Below are 17,122 nucleotides of genomic sequence, written 5' to 3'. Positions count from 1 at the left end.
ACAGCAGGTTATGCTAACCATGATGCGGAGCAAGCGCGTAGTGAGGTGGAAAAGGTAAAAAGCACAGCGAATGAAGCAGCCAATAACGCTAAGACTATAGCAAGATTAGCAGAAATGGCGGGTGAAGAAGCCAAGAAAATAGCAGAGAAAGCCGATGACCGAGCGTATGAAGCCAAGAATGAAGTAGAAAAAGCCAAAGAAGTAGCCGATAGAGCGAAAAGGACAGCAGAAGAAGCCAAAACAACCGCCGATACAATGAAGAAAGAGCTTGGAGGTATCAAGAGTTCCCTAGCAACGGCAACAACAGCCCATACAGTAGCTTCACAGGCAAAAGCGCTAGCGGAAGAGGTAAACAATTTACTAAAACAGTCCAATTTAACGGTTCTTTCAATTTCCACACCGTTTCTTATTGCAACAGGGAAAAAACAGCTCACATTGAAGAAAGGAACGCGTATAACCTTGGCAAGAAAAACAAACGGCAAAAGCAAACAGAGCATGCTTTAAAGACAGCAACAACCCGTTTTGAGGTAGAAAATGAAGTTAATCGAAAAAGTGATGTTGATGTGCGCTCTGAACTTTCTCCTTGGGGGGCGCAACAAATAGGTCTATTTTTTGTGGTGGCTGGTTGCCCATTTATTTGGATAATAAGGATGTTGAGGTCATCAGTTCCAACCTTGCAAGAGATATTTTGAAGCATAACAAGCAGAGGCACATTTATGTGGTTGGAAAGATGGTCAAGAAACGAAGCAGCAAAGATAAAGATCTTATCCTTCACGAGATGATAGAGACCTATCAAGGCTTAAAGATGATGTCACGCATCATGAAGTGGTTATTACTGATTATATTTGTGTTTATTCTCGATATTGCACGCCTTATAGATGCGCTAGATAATATCTTCTCACATTTAAAACAGTGTTTTTTAAAGAATTGAAGAACAGAATACTTGACTGTCTTGCTTTGATCGATGATGTAACAAATCTTTTTTAATAATATCCATAAAAGTTCTATTTCTTGCTTTTATATTCCCAATAACAGCACTTGGAGATATAACTTGTACAAATGCATTCCCCCTAGAAAGACTTTCCTAATAACATTTTCCTTCTTGAGAAAAAACTTCTATGAAATGATTTGTATCAAGCAATGTATATGCAAAATCATCATCTATTTCAGCTATTAAATATAAATATATCTCATTAACACCATATGCTTTAAGGAATCTGGCATAATTACTTAATTCTGCAACGCCTGAATTTTTGTAATCTGCCGTGGGCTTTTTTAATTCTATTAAGACAACACGTTTTTTTCTTCAGAGTCGAAATAGATAGCTATATCAGATCGGCTACATAATTCTGTTTTTTTCTTTCAGAATTAATAGATAACGAATCAACATTTGAAAGAAGTTCTTGTATTGTTTTCTCACTTTGTAAATGGTTATAACTCATAAATTTATCAGCTGTTTTTCCTTGGTGAATAAATAAATTATGAATGTCTTTTTCTAAAGTTTTTGGTGTTAATAATTTAGAGAATTGATTCAAAATATCATCTCGGAACTGAATGTATTGTGTTAATTCTAAACTAGCAATTTTTTTGAGAAGAGTGCTCTTTTTTTTCTTTAATTTCCGGAAATTGGCTGTTAATATTTTATTTAAAGTGTTTTTTAACGTTTGATTAATATCATCCCAAGTTAGTTGGGTTTCTAAGTCAGGATCTATTTTATTAATTTCAAACTCATTCCTTTCGTCGTTAACATACTTATCCAAAATAGGCGATTCTAATAAAAATATCATCATCACATTGTTTATTGGATTGATATTTATAAACTTTGAAAAAGGCATAACAGTACGATTATTAGCACAATAATAAGCCTCTACTTTAGTTTTAGAATTTGTGTTCTCTTCAAAATAATAAGAAAGGCTGAAGGGAATATTTGAAAGACCGATTTTGAGAGTTTTATTTTCTAAGTAAGGTAAATCTTGCGTATTGATTGTTCTTTTCTCTAAGCTTTCTACATTATGTACATAAAAGTTAATTTGGATATTTTCATCTTTCTTTTAAAAAAGTAAAGGAAGAAGATGATAGTAAATTTCATTATGAACTAGGTTTATATCTAACACATTTTGTTTATAAGATCCTTCAAAAGATAAATGTGTATTCCACCATTTATCTTTTTCGCCATTTTCTTTTTTAAAAAAATCTTGTGTAAACTGTGGAGTGAAATTCAGTGAAATTTGAGCGTGATGTTCATCTTTGCTAAAAATAATGATTTTAACTTCTTCAAATATTTTCAAGTAAGTAATACGTCTAACCCCTTTACATCCTTCTTGAATTTTATAATCACTTTTATAAGTAGAGAAAGATTTGATATTCTCTTTTGTAAATCCATCTCCATTATCAAAAACACTTATAGAAAAAATTGGTTGATTCTCCCACAAATCTGCATTGCCATAAAGTTGGAATAAAATATCAATTTTTGTTGCATGAGCTTGTATAGAGTTAACGATAGATTCCTTAAGAACTGTAACGATATTCGTTTATGAAGAAAGATCGCGGATTATAGCATTAAGATTGACAAGCATAAGTACACCAATATATTTTATTTATATATCTCGTTGTAATATTTAAATTTTATAATGATATTAAACACACTATTCCTGATGAAAAGTTAATAATTTCTCGCCATAAGAGATATTGTATATGCTTGATAACGGTTTTTGTATAGAGATATTGGACAAGATCTCCACACACTAAAAATAAAGACTAACCAAAATTTGAAAAACTTTATTAGAATCAGAATAAAATACTTATTCTTTCTAAAGGATTTTTTAAATGTTACCCCCTTTGGTAAAACTTTATGCAAACTTCGTATTGATCACTCAGAACGCCTCTTAGATATGGCTAAGAAATTAGATATATCTGTATCATTTTTATCCTCTGTAGAAATTGGCAAAAAATCTGTTCCTGTAGGACTGGAGGAAAAGATAATTGAACTCTATGCTTTAGATCAAGAGAAGACTTTACTCTTAAGAAAAGAAGCTTATGTTTGACGCAAAAGTTTTACAATCAAGACTTCTGATCCGTTGAGGCGTGAAGCTGTTGGTGAGTTTGTTAGAAATTTAGAGAATTTTTCACAACAAAACTTAGCAGAATTAAAAGATGTTCTTGAGAAAGTTTGCAAAAAAAGAGGCGTTCTATAGAGATAGGTTGAAAAATCCTATTCCCCTAACTTTATTTAGGCATCCCTTATCTTTAAAAAAATATATGAAGAATCAAAAACTTAATAGGAATATAAAACAGAATGGTGGGCGATGAGAGACTCGAACTCCCGACATCCTCGGTGTAAACGAGGCGCTCTACCAGCTGAGCTAATCGCCCAATGCAATGATCAGCAATTGAATGGAGACTATTTAAGGAAGAATTTTTCTAAACGCAAGAATAAAGATGAGATTTGATAATTTTTTTTAAAAATGCATAATCCTTCTTGACATAAACGCATGAACCCCTTACACGACCGCTTGTACCAAATTAATATTGGTTCGAAAAAAATGCGCGGGTGTAGCTCAGTTGGTTAGAGTGCTGGCCTGTCACGCCGGAGGTCGCGGGTTCGAGCCCCGTCACTCGCGCCATTTCATGATTCCTTATGAAGTTTCCTTTATTAAAATATCCATATGCTATGAGTAATGTGGTGGAGTATTTGATTGGGGAATAAATATATTTTTTCTTTCTTTTTATATGGTTTATAAGATATAGGGCTTGCGTCTTTCTTTGCTCTGCGTTACCTATGCCGATAAGAAAAGTATCGCTCTGTATGCCTTTGAAGCAGTATGAATAGAGTTAATAGAGCGATTGTTAAATTTGTCTGTTTGGTCTCGCAATATTGAATCATTGTGTTAAACTCAGGCATTTCGTTATGATGGAAGAGGGTTATGGCTTATTTATTGAGCTCTTATTTACCGGTCTTGATCTTTATTATTGTTTCGGCAGTTATTGCTGGAGCTTTATTGATTATGCCTTACATTGTAGCATATCGTTCCCCCGATCCTGAAAAGTTATCGGCTTATGAATGTGGGTTTAATTCATTTAGTGATGCTCGCATGAAGTTTGATATTCGTTTCTATTTGGTATCAATTTTATTTATTATTTTTGATCTTGAAGTTGCTTTTCTTTTTCCTTGGGCTGTTTCATTCGAATCAATAGGTATGTTTGGCTTTTGGTCGATGATTGTGTTTTTAGCGATTTTGACTATTGGATTTATATATGAATGGAAAAAAGGAGCTCTTGAATGGAATTAAGATCTAATAATTCAACGATTGAGGCTCCAAAACCAAAAGGAATCATTGATCCAAATACTGGTGGGCTAATAGGATCTGACGATAAGTTTTTTCGTGATATCAATGCTGAATTATCAGATAAGGGGTTTTTAGTTACCTCGGCAGATGCTTTGATTACTTGGGCACGTACCGGTTCTTTAATGTGGATGAGTTTTGGTTTGGCTTGTTGTGCTATCGAAATGATGCAATGCTCAATGCCTCATTATGATAATGAGCGTTTTGGATATGCACCACGAGCTTCACCCCGCCAGTCAGATGTGATGGTGGTGGCAGGTACTCTAACAAATAAGATGGCTCCTGCTTTAAGAAAAGTGTATGATCAGATGCCAGAGCCGCGTTATGTGATTTCTATGGGATCATGTGCAAATGGTGGGGGATATTATCATTATTCCTATTCAGTGGTGCGTGGCTGTGATCGTATTGTGCCTGTCGATATTTATGTTCCAGGGTGTCCACCGACAGCAGAGGCATTATTATACGGCATATTATTGTTACAGAAAAAAATCCGTCGTACCGGATCCATAGAGCGATAGAGAGTTTTCTTGTCATGATGAATGAATCATTGGTTGAACTTGCGGCTTATTTGGAAAATAAGCTAGGAAATAAGCTTGAAGAGACTGTTCTTGCTTTTGGTGAATTGACTATTGTGGCACGTCTTGATGCAATTATCGATGTCTTAATGTTTGTTCGTGATGATTCTCGCTGTCAATTTATTAATCTCACAGACATTAGTGGTGTGGATTATCCTTCTCGCGATAAGCGCTTTGATGTTTCTTACCAATTATTATCCCCTCGTGAGAATTTACGCTTACGTGTAAAAGTTCGTACGGATGAAAATACTCCCGTTGCTTCAGCTTGTATGGTTTATCCTGGTGCAGAGTGGTATGAACGTGAAACGTATGATATGTATGGGATTTTATTTTCAGGACATCCGGATTTAAGACGGATTTTAACAGATTATGGTTTTGAAGGATATCCTTTACGTAAAGACTTTCCTGTGACAGGATTTGTTGAATGCCGTTATGATAATGAAGCAAAGAGGGTGATTTATGAGCCTGTTGTTTTGCGCCAAGAGATGCGTAATTTTGATTTTCTTTCTCCTTGGGAAGGAGGACAATATATTTTACCATGTGATGAAAAAGCAGACGGTAAAAAATGATATTGGTTTTGATAAGGCGTTCTATTAGAATAGCATATTTTTAAAATAATTAATGTTTTTAATATGATAGATTTTTTTAATATTTGATATGAAGTTTTTAAAAAAAGCAAGGGGTTGATTGTGGCTGAGGTCAATGTTCGAAACTTTAATATCAATTTTGGTCCGCAGCATCCTGCCGCGCATGGGGTTTTGCGCATGGTTCTGGAGCTGGACGGTGAAGTTGTTGAGCGTGTAGATCCACATATTGGGTTGTTGCATCGCGGTACTGAAAAATTAATGGAAACAAAGACTTATCTCCAAGCGGGTCCTTATCTAGATCGTTTGGATTATGTTGCTCCTATGAATCAGGAACATGCTTTTGTTCTTGCTATTGAAAAGTTATTAGATATAAAAGTTCCTAAAAGAGGGCAATTAATACGTGTTTTGTTTTCTGAAATTGGGCGTATTCTTAATCATTTGCTTAATGTAACGACACAGGCAATGGATGTTGGTGCTTTAACACCACCACTTTGGGGATTTGAGCAACGTGAAAGATTGATGATTTTTTATGAGCGTGCCTGTGGTGCTCGTCTTCATGCAAATTATTTTCGCCCCGGTGGCGTGCATCAAGATTTACCAGAATCTTTAGTTGAGGATATTGGTGATTTTATTGATCCATTTCTTGTTTCTCTCGGAAAACTTGATGCGCTTGTGACCCCAAATCGAATTTTTAAGCAGCGTAATGTGGATATTGGCATTGTAAGTATTGATGAAGCTTGGGCACGCGGTTTTTCTGGGGTTATGATTCGTGGAGCTGGTGTTCCATGGGATTTGCGTAAAAGTCAGCCTTATGAATGTTACGATGAAATGGAATTCGATATTCCTATAGGTAAAAATAGTGATTGTTATGATCGCTATCTTATTCGTATGGAAGAAATGCGTCAATCAGCGAAAATTATGCGTCAATGCGTAGAACGGTTACTGGGGACTGAAAAGAATGGACCAGTTTCGAGTTTGGATCGCAAAATTGTACCACCAAAGCGGAGCGAAATGAAAAGCTCAATGGAGGCACTGATTCATCACTTTAAACTTTATACGGAAGGGTTTCACACGCCCCCTGGAGAAGTGTATGTTGCTGTAGAGGCTCCAAAGGGTGAGTTTGGTGTTTATCTTGTTTCTGATGGAACCAATAAGCCTTATCGTGTCAAGTTGCGTGCTCCTGGATTTGCTCATCTCCAAGCTATGGATTTTTTAACTCGAGGCCATATGTTGGCGGATGCTACAGCTATTTTGGGTTCGATTGATATTGTTTTTGGGGAGGTTGATCGCTAATGTCCGTACGCCGTCTTGCAGATGATATCTATCAGCCCGCAGAGTTTTCTTTTACAAAAGAAAATCAAATATGGGTAAAAAATACTATAGAAAAGTATCCTGTCGGGCGTGAGCAATCAGCTGTCATTCCATTATTAATGCGTGCACAAGAGCAAGATGGTTGGGTGACACGTGCTGCAATTGAACATATCGCTCAAATTCTTTCTATGGCATATATCCGTGTCTTAGAAGTTGCTACTTTTTATACTCAGTTTCAGCTTAAGCCTGTTGGAACAAAAGCGCATATTCAAGTTTGTGGAACAACGCCTTGTATGTTACGTGGTTCTGATGAATTGATTAAAGTTTGTCAGAAAAAAATTCATCACGAACCTTTTACAACCAATCAGGATGGAACATTGTCATGGGAAGAGGTGGAGTGTCTTGGTGCTTGTGTTAATGCTCCCATGGTTATGATTTTTAAAGATACTTACGAAGATCTTACAGCGGAACGCCTTGAAGAGATTATCGATGCATTTGAGGCGGGAAAGGGTCCTGAGATAGCTGTTGGTCCGCAAAATAGTCGTAAATCATCGGAGCCAATTAGTGGTTTAACATCTCTTCTTGATGATGAAGAAAAAAGTAAATCTCTCAAGGGATCAAAGAAAAAGGATAATAAGGGAATGGAATCTTAGTAAAAATTTTTTTGAAAAGATATTCCATTATGTCACTCATTTATAACAACATTTGATTAAAAGTAGAAAGTTTCAAGATTTTTTTTAAATTGCATTTGAGGAAAAGCTAAAAATGCTACGGGCAATAGAAAAAAAGGTGGGGTATGCTAGCTGATAAAGATCGTATCTTCACCAATATTTATGGTTTAAAAGACAAATCATTAAAGGCTGCGATGTCGCGTGGACATTGGAATGGTCTGAAAGGGATTATTGACAAAGGTCGTGACTGGATTATTGATGAGGTGAAGGCGTCGGGTTTACGCGGTCGTGGTGGTGCTGGTTTTCCTACCGGAATGAAATGGTCTTTTATGCCAAAGCAGAGTGATGGGCGTCCTCATTATTTGGTTGTCAATGCTGATGAATCAGAGCCTGGGACATGTAAAGACCGGGATATTTTACGGCATGATCCCCATACTTTGATTGAAGGATGTGCAATCGCTACTTTTGCTATGGGAGCCAATGTTGCTTTTATTTATATTCGTGGTGAATATATTCGTGAGCGTGAAGCGCTACAGGCTGCCGTTGATGAATGTTATGATGCAGGTTTGCTTGGCAAAAAAACAAAATATGGGCATGCTTGCGATATTATCATTCATCATGGAGCCGGTGCTTATATTTGTGGTGAAGAAACGGCCCTTCTTGAAAGTCTTGAGGGAAAAAAGGGACAACCTCGGCTTAAACCACCATTTCCTGCTAATATGGGGATTTATGGCTGTCCAACAACAGTCAACAATGTAGAGTCCATTGCCGTTGTTCCAACAATTTTGCGGCGAGGAGCTTCCTGGTTTTCATCAATTGGGCGGGCGAATAATGTTGGCACGAAATTATTTATGGTTTCAGGGCATGTTAACGCCCCTTGTACATTTGAAGACGCTCTTGGTGTTTCATTCCGTGAATTAATTGAAAAACATACGGGTGGTATTCGTGGTGGATGGAATAATCTTTTAGCAGTTATTCCAGGGGGGGCTTCTTGTCCAGTCGTCCGTGGTGAGGATATGATCGATGCGATCATGGATTTTGATGGGATGCGAGATGTCGGGTCTTCTTTTGGCACAGGGGGAATGATTGTTATGGATAAATCAACCGATATTATCAAAGCAATTTGGCGTATAGCTGTTTTTTTTAAGCACGAGAGTTGTGGTCAGTGTACACCGTGTCGTGAGGGGACGGGTTGGATGATGCGTCTTTTAGGACGTATGGTTGAGGGAAGAGCGCAAAAACGCGAGATTGATCTTTTATTTGAGGTTTCTCAACAAGTTGAAGGGCATACTATCTGTGCTCTTGGCGATGCTGCAGCGTGGCCTGTACAAGGGCTGATTCGTAATTTCCGTCCAGAAATTGAACGTAGAATTGATGAATATACGCGAAATGTCGTCCAAAGAAAAAATATTGCTTTGGAAGTCGTGGGATAGAAAATTTTTTAAAGAGCAACCGAATGCAAATTTTAAGTGGATTATCCGCAGGTTGGATGGGTGATGATAAATATCAAAGTTGATGGCAAAGAGATTGAAGTTCCTGATTACTACACGCTGCTTCAGGCTGCCGAGGCAGCTGGGGCAGAAATACCACGTTTTTGTTTTCATGAATCTTTGTCAATTGCTGGAAATTGTCGCATGTGTTTGGTTGAGGTTAAGGGTGGTCCTCCAAAACCTCAGGCTTCTTGTGCTATGGGGGTTCGTGATTTACGGTTAGGACCTAACGGTGAAGCGCCTGAGATTTTTACCAATACGGAGATGGTAAAAAAAGCACGTGAAGGTGTTATGGAATTCCTTCTCATTAATCATCCTTTGGATTGTCCAGTGTGTGATCAAGGGGGAGAGTGTGATCTTCAAGATCAAGCAATGCTTTATGGACGAGATTGTTCTCGTTATACAGAAAATAAACGTGCTGTAGAAGATAAATATATTGGACCTCTTGTCAAAACTGTTATGACACGGTGTATTCATTGTACACGATGTGTTCGTTTTACAACGGAAGTTGCAGGTATTTCTGAGCTTGGTTTGATCGGTCGTGGTGAAGATGCTGAAATTACGACGTATCTTGAAAAAGCTATGACATCTGAATTACAGGGAAATGTTATTGATCTTTGTCCAGTGGGGGCTTTAACCTCAAAACCTTATGCATTTCATGCCCGTCCGTGGGAATTGGTCAAAACGGAATCGATTGATGTGATGGATGCGCTTGGTAGTGCTATCCGTATTGATAGCCGCGGTCGTGAAGTTATGCGGATTATGCCGCGCACGAATGAAGATGTAAATGAGGAATGGATCTCTGATAAAACGCGTTTTATTTGGGATGGATTACGGACTCAGCGGCTTGATAGGCCATATGTACGCAAAGATGGAAAGCTTCAACCTGTCAGTTGGACAGAAGCTTTTGCAAAAATTAAAATGGTGATCTCTAAAATTTTTCCAGAAAAAATTGGAGCCATTGCTGGAGATCTTGCTTCTGTTGAAGAAATGTACGCCCTTAAGGCATTATTGAGTTCGTTGGGCTCAACGCTCTTTGATTGTCGCCAAAGAGGGGTTGCTTTATCGCCTGAGTTTGGGCGTTCGAGTTATATTTTTAATCCTACAATTGCAGGTATTGAACAGGCTGATGCTCTGCTTATTGTGGGATCTAATCCACGTCATGAAGCGGCTGTTTTAAATGCACGCATTTTAAAGCGCCAACGAATAGGAAATTTTCCTATTGCATTAATTGGAGAGAAAGTTGATTTACGTTATCCTTATTCTTACCTTGGATCTGGAAGTGATACATTAACGACACTTATTCGGGGAGAGGATGCTTTTTTAAATGTCTTAAGAGAAGCAAAGAGGCCCCTTATTCTTATTGGAGAGGGAGCAATTTCAGGAAATGAAGGTTTACCTGTTTTAAAAAATCTTGCTAAATTAGCGGATGATATAGGTGCTCTTAGTGAGACATGGAATGGATTTGGAGTTCTTCATAATGCAGCATCAACTGTTGGAGGGTTGGATATAGGCTTTACTTCTAAGCTTGGGGTTGCCAATATTCTAAAAACCTGTGAAATTTTATTTCTACTTGGTGCTGATGAAGTAGAATTAGCTGATACAAAAGCTTTTATAGTTTATATTGGTAGCCATGGTGACAATGGTGCGCATGCTGCTGATGTTATTTTGCCTGCATCTGCTTATACTGAAAAATCAGGGCTTTATGTAAATACAGAAGGGCGTGTTCAAATGACAAATCGGGCTGGTTTTGCTCCAGGTGAAGCAAAAGAAGATTGGGCTATTTTACGTGCTTTATCGGATGTTTTAGGACAAAGGCTTCCTTTTGATTCTCTTTCTCAATTAAGACAATGTTTGTTTAATGATTATCCACATCTTTGTGCCGTTGATGATATAGTGCCTTCTGATATAAGTAATCTTAAGGTGCTTGGTTCAAAAATGGTTTCTCTAGAGAGTCAAACATTTACTTCTATGATTAAAGACTTTTATTTGACAAATCCGATAGCACGTGCTTCTGCCGTTATGGCTGAATGTTCATCTCTTGCAAAAAACCGTGTTACGCAAACTGTAGAGTAAAGGCAAAGGAAAAGGAATAATGATGTATGATTTCTTTATGACTTGGCTGTTGCCATTACTTATTATCGTTGGAAAAACACTGCTTCTTTTAGTCGTTCTTTTGATCTTAGTTGCTTATCTTCTTTACGCAGATAGAAAAATTTGGGCAGCGGTACAATTGCGTCGTGGACCAAACGTTGTTGGCCCATGGGGTTTGTTACAGTCTTTTGCAGATTTAATTAAATTTGTTGTTAAGGAGCCTATTATCCCTGCAGGTGCAAATAAGGGTGTTTTTCTTTTAGCTCCTTTTGTTTCAGCGACACTTGCTTTATCAACTTGGGCTGTTATTCCTGTCAATGAGGGCTGGGAGGTTGCAAAGATTAATGTTGGCTTGCTTTATATTTTAGCCATTTCATCTCTTGAAGTTTATGGTGTTATTATGGGGGGATGGGCATCAAATTCAAAATATCCTTTCTTAGGAGCTCTTCGTTCGGCGGCACAAATGGTTTCTTATGAAGTTTCCATTGGTTTTGTGCTTGTGAGTGTCATTTTAATAAGTGGTTCGTTAGATCTCACAACAATTGTTTTTAAACAAACGCACGGGCTTGGTACAACTCTTGGTCTTCCTTTTAACAGTTTTCTCGATTGGAATTGGTTGGTCCTTTTTCCAATGTTTATTATATTTTTTATTTCTGCGCTTGCAGAGACAAACCGTCCTCCGTTCGATTTGGTGGAAGCAGAATCTGAACTTGTTGCTGGTCATATGGTTGAATATTCTTCAACGCCTTACATGCTCTTCTTTCTAGGTGAATATGTTGCGATTGTTTTAATGTGCGCATTAACAACCATTCTATTTCTGGGCGGTTGGCTGCCTCCTTTAGATGTTTGGTGGCTTAATTGGGTTCCTGGTATCATTTGGTTTGTTTTAAAAGTCTGTTTTGTATTTTTTTGGTTTGCTATGGTTAAAGCTTTTGTTCCACGTTATCGCTATGATCAGCTCATGCGGCTTGGTTGGAAGGTTTTTCTTCCTCTCTCACTAGCAATGGTTGTGATAACTGCTTCTTTTTTAAAATTTACGGATTTCGTTTAAGAGGAGATTTTACGATGTCAGGTTTCATTCAGGCGGCAAAGTCACTTCTTCTATTGGAATTCGTGAGTGCTTTTTTCTTAGCTATGCGTCAATTTTTTTCACCAAAGCCCACAATTAATTATCCTTATGAAAAAGGTTTTGTATCTGGCCGTTTCCGTGGTGAGCATGCATTGCGTCGCTATCCAAATGGTGAAGAACGGTGTATTGCTTGTAAATTATGTGAAGCAATTTGCCCTGCACAAGCGATTACAATTGAAGCAGGTCCGCGACGTAATGATGGTACACGGAGAACTGTCCGTTATGATATCGATATGGTTAAGTGTATCTACTGCGGTTTTTGTCAAGAAGCGTGTCCGGTAGAAGCTATTGTTGAGGGACCAAATTTTGAATTTGCAACAGAAACACGTGAAGAACTCTATTATGATAAAGAAAAACTTTTAATGAATGGAGATCGTTGGGAGCGAGAAATTGCTCGAAATATATTGATGGATGCACCTTATCGTTAAGTGTATCATTAAATGAGGTGTCGGATAGTTTTCCGATAAATTGTAATCTGGTATGAAGTTTATACCAATTGTTTGAATAATTAAGGAGAAGCCTATGCTAACAGATCTAGCGGCGGCATTTTTCTATTTGTTTGCTTTTATTATGCTAACAAGTGCAGTTATTGTTATTACAGCACGCAATCCAGTGCATTCTGTTTTGTTTTTAATCCTCGCATTTTTTAATGCTGCGGCTTTATTTTTACTTGCAGGAGCAGAGTTTTTAGGACTTATTCTGCTTGTTGTTTATGTTGGAGCTGTCGCTGTTTTATTTTTATTTGTCGTTATGATGCTTGATGTCGATTTTGCTGAGTTAAAGAGTGGAACTCTTCGGTATGCTCCTATTGGAGCTCTTATTGGCGTTATTATCGCTGTAGAATTGATTGTTGTTTTTGTAAGTAGCTATTTTTCTCCAGTCTTGAGAGCGCATGTTACGCAACCAATGCCTGATTTAGCGCAGCGAACAAATACACAGGCATTAGGAGATATTCTCTATACGGATTATGTTTTCTATTTTCAAATTGCTGGAATAATTTTATTGGTTGCAATGATTGGTGCTATTGTTTTAACACTTCGTCATAAATTAGGAGTAAAGAGGCAATCTATTGCAGAGCAAGTTTCTAGAACGGTAGAAAGTGCCATTGAAATCAAGCAAGTTGAATCAGGAAAAGGTATTTAAGGGGGGCTATATAGATGTATATTGATATTACGCATTATCTCACAGTTTCTGCTTTGATGTTTACAATTGGTATTGCTGGAATTTTTCTCAACAGAAAAAATGTGATTATTATCTTGATGTCTATTGAGCTTATATTACTCTCAGTTAATCTTAATTTTGTTGCATTTTCAGCGTTTCTTCATGATCTCGTTGGGCAGATATTTGCTCTATTTGTCTTAACCGTAGCAGCTGCTGAAGCTGCCATTGGTTTAGCAATTCTTGTCGTTTTTTTCCGTAATCGTGGTTCCATTGCGGTTGAAGATGTTAATGTAATGAAAGGCTAACCAGTGATGTATTATACGATTGTCTTTCTTCCGCTTTTGGGTTTTCTCATTGCTGCACTAGGTGGGAAAACGATAGGAGATCGTGCGAGTGAATTAATAACATGTAGCTTTATGGTGATTGTTGCCATATTGTCGTGGGTGGCTTTTTTTAGTATTGCACTTGGTCATACTCCAGTGATTGATGTATTGGTACTACATTGGATGACTGTTGGTGACTTAAGCTTTAACTGGGCTTTACATATTGATACATTAACAGCGGTCATGCTTATTGTTGTAAACAGTGTTTCGGCATTAGTGCATATTTATTCAATTGGTTATATGCATCATGACCCCTCAAGGTCACGTTTTTTTTCTTATCTTTCTTTGTTTACATTTATGATGCTTATGTTAGTGACCTCCAATAATTTGATCCAAATGTTTTTTGGATGGGAAGGTGTAGGACTTGCTTCTTATCTGTTAATTGGTTTTTGGTTTCAACGCGATTCTGCTAATAAGGCTGCAATGAAAGCTTTTGTCGTCAATCGTGTTGGAGACTTTGGTTTTCTTTTAGGAATATTTAGTATTTTTGTTTTATTTCAATCGGTTGATTTTAGCTCTATTTTTGCAAAAGCTGCAAACAATAGCTTTATACAAAATATGACATTTTTAGGTTGGCAGTTTGATGGACAGATGGCAATTACCATTACATGTCTTTTATTATTTATTGGTGCGATGGGAAAATCCGCACAATTTCTTTTACATACTTGGCTTCCTGATGCAATGGAAGGGCCAACCCCTGTATCAGCACTTATTCATGCAGCGACAATGGTAACGGCTGGTGTTTTTATGGTTGCGCGTATGTCGCCAATTTTTGAACTTTCTTCAACTGCTTTGACAGTGATTATTATTATTGGAGCAACAACGGCATTTTTTGCAGCAACTGTGGGGTTAGTGCAGAATGATATTAAGCGTGTTATTGCTTATTCTACATGTTCTCAACTTGGTTATATGTTTGTTGCATTAGGTGTTGGAGCTTATGGAGCTGCTGTCTTTCATCTTTTTACGCATGCTTTTTTTAAAGCCTTATTGTTTCTTGGGGCGGGCTCTGTCATTCATGCTGTATCTGATGAACAAGATATGCGAAAAATGGGCGGGTTACGCAAACATATAAAGGTCACCTATTGGATGATGATGGTCGGGACCATTGCATTGACCGGTGTTGGCGTTCCTGGAACACTTTTCGGGACTGCGGGTTTTTTCTCAAAAGATGCGATTATAGAGTCTGCTTTTGCATCCCATAATATTGCTTCAGAGTATGCTTTTTATCTTCTTGTTTTTGCAGCCTTATTAACAAGCTTTTATTCATGGCGGCTTATCTTTATGACGTTCCATGGAAAACCACGAGCAACTGTTGATGTTATGCATCATGTACATGAATCGCCCCCAGTGATGTTGATCCCTCTCTTTATTTTATCTATTGGAGCAATATTTGCTGGTGTTATTTTCCAACCTTATTTTTTTGGTGATTTATACGATACTTTTTGGAAGGGAGCATTGTTTACAAGCAGCCACAATCATATCCTTCATGATGCCCACCATGTTTTTAATTGGGTAAAATGGTCGCCTTTTATAGCAATGATTCTTGGGTTTATGTTGGCTTATTTATTTTATATTGCGGCTCCCTCTCTTCCCAAGAAAATGGCGCGTATTATGCCAGGAGTGTATCACTTTCTTTACCAAAAGTGGTATTTCGATCAATTATATAACTTTTTATTTGTTCGTCCTACCTTTAGAATTGGTTCTTTTCTTTGGAAAGTGGGAGACGGTAAGATTATTGATGGTCTAGGTCCCAATGGTATTGCAGCGCGTGTTGTTGATATTACAAATAGAGTTGTTCGAATGCAAACAGGCTATCTTTACCACTATGCATTTGCAATGCTTATCGGCGTTGCATTGCTCATTACATGGATGATGATCGGGGGCGTAAACTAATGACCGATTGGCCTATTCTTTCTACGGTTACATTTTTGCCGCTTGTTGGTGTTCTTCTGATTTTGTTTATCAAAGATGATAGTGAAGTAGCACGCCATAATATACGTAATGTTGCATTTTTTACGACTCTATTTGTTTTTATTATTTCTTTAATTATTTGGATAGGATTTGATTCTAGCAACCAAAATTTTCAAATGGTTGAAAAATCCAGTTGGTTAGGGGGTGGTATTAGCTATCATATGGGGGTCGATGGTATTTCTATTCTTTTTGTTGTTCTCTCGGCTTTTCTTTTGCCTTTCTGTATTTTAGCAAGTTGGGAGAATGTTAAAGAGAGATTAAAAGCCTATATGATTGCGTTTCTTCTTCTAGAAGTTGCGATTATTGGTGTTTTTTGTGCTCTTGATGCAATGCTATTCTATGTTTTTTTTGAAGGCAGCCTCATTCCAATGTTTATCATTATAGGTGTATGGGGAGGAGCACGTCGTGTTTATGCAAGTATAAAGTTTTTCTTATATACTTTACTTGGTTCAGTGCTTATGTTGGTTGCTCTTATGGTTATGTATTGGGAGGCTGGGACACTTGATATACCAACTTTACTCAATTATCAGTTTCCTGTTCATATGCAAATATGGTTGTGGCTTGCATTTTTTGCTTCTTTCGCAGTTAAAATGCCAATGTGGCCAGTTCATACATGGCTCCCTGATGCTCACGTAGAAGCACCGACGGCAGGTTCTGTTATTTTAGCTGGTGTCTTACTTAAATTAGGTGGGTATGGTTTTCTTCGTTTTTCTTTACCAATGTTTCCTATCGCTTCAGCAGATTTTGCGCCTTTTGTTTTCACATTATCGCTTATCGCTATTATTTATACATCACTGGTTGCACTTGTTCAAAGTGACATCAAAAAACTTATTGCATATTCCTCAATAGCGCATATGGGATATGTAACGATGGGTATTTTTGCTGCGAATGAACAGGGGATACAAGGGGCTATTTATCAGATGCTATCCCATGGAATTGTTTCAGCAGCATTGTTTCTTTGTGTTGGTGTTATCTATGATCGCTTGCATACACGTGAAATTTCAGCGTTTGGTGGTTTAGTGAATAATATGCCTAAATATGCTGTTGTTTTCTTAATTTTCACCATGGCAAATGTTGGTTTGCCTGGAAGCTCAGGGTTTTTGGGTGAATTTTTAACCTTAATAGGTGTTTTTCAAGTAAATAAATTGGTTGTTGTTTTAGCAACAACAGGTGTTATCTTATCGGCAGCCTATGCTCTTTATCTTTATCGGCGTGTGATTTTTGGTTCCTTGGATAAAGAGAATTTAAAAGTATTAATAGATCTTTCTTTAAGAGAAAAATTCCTCCTTTATCCAATGGTTATTCTTACAATATTCTTTGGTATCTATCCAACGCCTATTCTTAAGGCAACGGCGTTTTCCGTAGAAACCCTCATCAATAAACTGCACTAGATAAGGGAAGAATGCA

Annotated in this window: 16 protein-coding genes, 2 tRNA genes and 2 pseudogenes; 17 read left to right on the top strand and 3 right to left on the bottom strand. The window is 37.5% G+C overall.

Translation table 11 applies throughout. The features are described 5' to 3' along the window. Both ACFILZ_RS04760 and ACFILZ_RS04755 read left to right on the top strand, forming a co-directional pair. Nucleotides 1-504, top strand: a pseudogene (locus ACFILZ_RS04760) (hypothetical protein); the annotation flags it as partial. Nucleotides 505-718: 214 nt separating this feature from the next. Then, on the top strand, nt 719-931 hold the full coding sequence (locus tag ACFILZ_RS04755; protein WP_375610342.1) for a hypothetical protein: 213 nt from the start codon (nt 719-721) through the stop codon (nt 929-931). A 394-nt stretch (nt 932-1,325) separates the two neighbouring features. Here the strand turns inward: ACFILZ_RS04755 and ACFILZ_RS04750 are convergent, their stop codons facing one another. Together ACFILZ_RS04750 and ACFILZ_RS04745 are read right to left on the bottom strand one after the other, a co-directional pair. Then, nucleotides 1,326-1,835 (bottom strand): hypothetical protein, encoded by a 510-nt coding sequence (locus ACFILZ_RS04750; protein WP_375610343.1) that lies wholly within the window; start codon nt 1,833-1,835, stop codon nt 1,326-1,328. Between the two features lie 216 nt (nt 1,836-2,051). Next, nucleotides 2,052-2,525: an ATP-binding protein gene (locus tag ACFILZ_RS04745; RefSeq protein ID WP_375610412.1), complete on the bottom strand. Its 474-nt coding sequence runs from the start codon at nt 2,523-2,525 to the stop codon at nt 2,052-2,054. A gap of 267 nt (nt 2,526-2,792) precedes the next feature. Here ACFILZ_RS04745 and ACFILZ_RS04740 point away from each other — a divergent pair. Then, a pseudogene (locus ACFILZ_RS04740) lies at nt 2,793-3,194 on the top strand (XRE family transcriptional regulator). 102 nt (nt 3,195-3,296) lie between these two features. On the opposite strand, the gene ACFILZ_RS04735 reads toward ACFILZ_RS04740, so the two are convergent. Next, nucleotides 3,297-3,372: transfer RNA gene (locus ACFILZ_RS04735), tRNA-Val, on the bottom strand. Nucleotides 3,373-3,546: 174 nt separating this feature from the next. Between ACFILZ_RS04735 and ACFILZ_RS04730 the strand changes: the two genes are divergently transcribed. The 14 genes from ACFILZ_RS04730 (at nt 3,547) to ACFILZ_RS04665 (ending at nt 17,106) form a co-directional block, all read left to right on the top strand. Next, a tRNA-Asp gene (locus tag ACFILZ_RS04730) sits at nt 3,547-3,623 on the top strand. A 300-nt stretch (nt 3,624-3,923) separates the two neighbouring features. Then, nucleotides 3,924-4,289, top strand: coding sequence for an NADH-quinone oxidoreductase subunit A (locus ACFILZ_RS04725; RefSeq protein ID WP_375606830.1), 366 nt, complete (start codon nt 3,924-3,926; stop codon nt 4,287-4,289). After that, complete coding sequence (locus tag ACFILZ_RS04720) at nt 4,280-4,861, top strand: NuoB/complex I 20 kDa subunit family protein (RefSeq protein WP_375606831.1); 582 nt, start codon at nt 4,280-4,282, stop codon at nt 4,859-4,861. Before ACFILZ_RS04725 ends, ACFILZ_RS04720 begins: the two co-directional genes overlap by 10 nt. A gap of 17 nt (nt 4,862-4,878) precedes the next feature. Continuing rightward, entirely contained in the window at nt 4,879-5,487 is a 609-nt protein-coding gene (locus ACFILZ_RS04715; RefSeq protein ID WP_375610413.1) for an NADH-quinone oxidoreductase subunit C, read from the top strand. A gap of 120 nt (nt 5,488-5,607) precedes the next feature. Next, nucleotides 5,608-6,798 carry an NADH-quinone oxidoreductase subunit D gene (locus tag ACFILZ_RS04710; RefSeq protein ID WP_375610344.1) on the top strand — a complete coding sequence of 397 codons (1,191 nt, stop codon included), beginning with the start codon at nt 5,608-5,610 and terminating at the stop codon, nt 6,796-6,798. Then, on the top strand, nt 6,798-7,469 hold the full coding sequence (gene nuoE / locus ACFILZ_RS04705; protein ID WP_375606833.1) for an NADH-quinone oxidoreductase subunit NuoE: 672 nt from the start codon (nt 6,798-6,800) through the stop codon (nt 7,467-7,469). The genes ACFILZ_RS04710 and nuoE overlap by 1 nt, the downstream gene beginning before the upstream one ends. Before the next feature lie 143 nt (nt 7,470-7,612). After that, nucleotides 7,613-8,920 (top strand): NADH-quinone oxidoreductase subunit NuoF, encoded by a 1,308-nt coding sequence (gene nuoF, locus ACFILZ_RS04700; protein WP_375606834.1) that lies wholly within the window; start codon nt 7,613-7,615, stop codon nt 8,918-8,920. Nucleotides 8,921-8,983: 63 nt separating this feature from the next. Next, nucleotides 8,984-11,053 (top strand): NADH-quinone oxidoreductase subunit NuoG, encoded by a 2,070-nt coding sequence (gene nuoG, locus ACFILZ_RS04695; RefSeq protein ID WP_375606835.1) that lies wholly within the window; start codon nt 8,984-8,986, stop codon nt 11,051-11,053. Between the two features lie 22 nt (nt 11,054-11,075). Next, on the top strand, nt 11,076-12,122 hold the full coding sequence (gene nuoH / locus ACFILZ_RS04690) for an NADH-quinone oxidoreductase subunit NuoH (RefSeq protein WP_375606922.1): 1,047 nt from the start codon (nt 11,076-11,078) through the stop codon (nt 12,120-12,122). A 14-nt stretch (nt 12,123-12,136) separates the two neighbouring features. Next, the gene (nuoI, locus tag ACFILZ_RS04685; protein WP_375606836.1) at nt 12,137-12,628 is read left to right on the top strand and encodes an NADH-quinone oxidoreductase subunit NuoI; all 492 of its coding nucleotides are present in this window, start codon (nt 12,137-12,139) and stop codon (nt 12,626-12,628) included. 94 nt (nt 12,629-12,722) lie between these two features. Beyond that, a complete protein-coding gene (locus ACFILZ_RS04680) occupies nt 12,723-13,343 on the top strand; it encodes an NADH-quinone oxidoreductase subunit J (RefSeq protein ID WP_375608285.1) in 621 nt (206 codons plus the stop codon). Nucleotides 13,344-13,357: 14 nt separating this feature from the next. Then, entirely contained in the window at nt 13,358-13,666 is a 309-nt protein-coding gene (gene nuoK / locus ACFILZ_RS04675; RefSeq protein ID WP_015856359.1) for an NADH-quinone oxidoreductase subunit NuoK, read from the top strand. Between the two features lie 6 nt (nt 13,667-13,672). Continuing rightward, nucleotides 13,673-15,637: an NADH-quinone oxidoreductase subunit L gene (gene nuoL, locus ACFILZ_RS04670; RefSeq protein ID WP_375610345.1), complete on the top strand. Its 1,965-nt coding sequence runs from the start codon at nt 13,673-13,675 to the stop codon at nt 15,635-15,637. Then, the gene (locus ACFILZ_RS04665) at nt 15,637-17,106 is read left to right on the top strand and encodes an NADH-quinone oxidoreductase subunit M (protein WP_375606838.1); all 1,470 of its coding nucleotides are present in this window, start codon (nt 15,637-15,639) and stop codon (nt 17,104-17,106) included. The genes nuoL and ACFILZ_RS04665 overlap by 1 nt, the downstream gene beginning before the upstream one ends. The last annotated feature ends 16 nt before the right edge of the window (nt 17,107-17,122 follow it).

Origin of the sequence: Bartonella sp. AP40SXNS (assembly GCF_042195825.1) — a bacterium.
In the GTDB taxonomy this organism is placed as follows: domain Bacteria; phylum Pseudomonadota; class Alphaproteobacteria; order Rhizobiales; family Rhizobiaceae; genus Bartonella.
Note: the sequence above shows the minus strand (reverse complement) of the source record. Positions and strands in the feature narration are given on the sequence as shown.

Bases quoted from the DNA above. Each gene is read 5' to 3' on its own strand.
- nuoK (WP_015856359.1), top strand. From the start codon at position 13,358: ATGTATATTGATATTACGCATTATCTCACAGTTTCTGCTTTGATGTTT.
- nuoH (WP_375606922.1), top strand. From the start codon at position 11,076: ATGTATGATTTCTTTATGACTTGGCTGTTGCCATTACTTATTATCGTT.
- nuoL (WP_375610345.1), top strand. From the start codon at position 13,673: ATGTATTATACGATTGTCTTTCTTCCGCTTTTGGGTTTTCTCATTGCT.
- ACFILZ_RS04665 (WP_375606838.1), top strand. From the start codon at position 15,637: ATGACCGATTGGCCTATTCTTTCTACGGTTACATTTTTGCCGCTTGTT.
- ACFILZ_RS04750 (WP_375610343.1), bottom strand. From the start codon at position 1,835: ATGCCTTTTTCAAAGTTTATAAATATCAATCCAATAAACAATGTGATG.
- ACFILZ_RS04720 (WP_375606831.1), top strand. From the start codon at position 4,280: ATGGAATTAAGATCTAATAATTCAACGATTGAGGCTCCAAAACCAAAA.
- nuoE (WP_375606833.1), top strand. From the start codon at position 6,798: ATGTCCGTACGCCGTCTTGCAGATGATATCTATCAGCCCGCAGAGTTT.
- ACFILZ_RS04725 (WP_375606830.1), top strand. From the start codon at position 3,924: ATGGCTTATTTATTGAGCTCTTATTTACCGGTCTTGATCTTTATTATT.
- nuoF (WP_375606834.1), top strand. From the start codon at position 7,613: ATGCTAGCTGATAAAGATCGTATCTTCACCAATATTTATGGTTTAAAA.
- ACFILZ_RS04680 (WP_375608285.1), top strand. From the start codon at position 12,723: ATGCTAACAGATCTAGCGGCGGCATTTTTCTATTTGTTTGCTTTTATT.
- nuoG (WP_375606835.1), top strand. From the start codon at position 8,984: ATGATAAATATCAAAGTTGATGGCAAAGAGATTGAAGTTCCTGATTAC.
- ACFILZ_RS04715 (WP_375610413.1), top strand. From the start codon at position 4,879: ATGAATGAATCATTGGTTGAACTTGCGGCTTATTTGGAAAATAAGCTA.
- nuoI (WP_375606836.1), top strand. From the start codon at position 12,137: ATGTCAGGTTTCATTCAGGCGGCAAAGTCACTTCTTCTATTGGAATTC.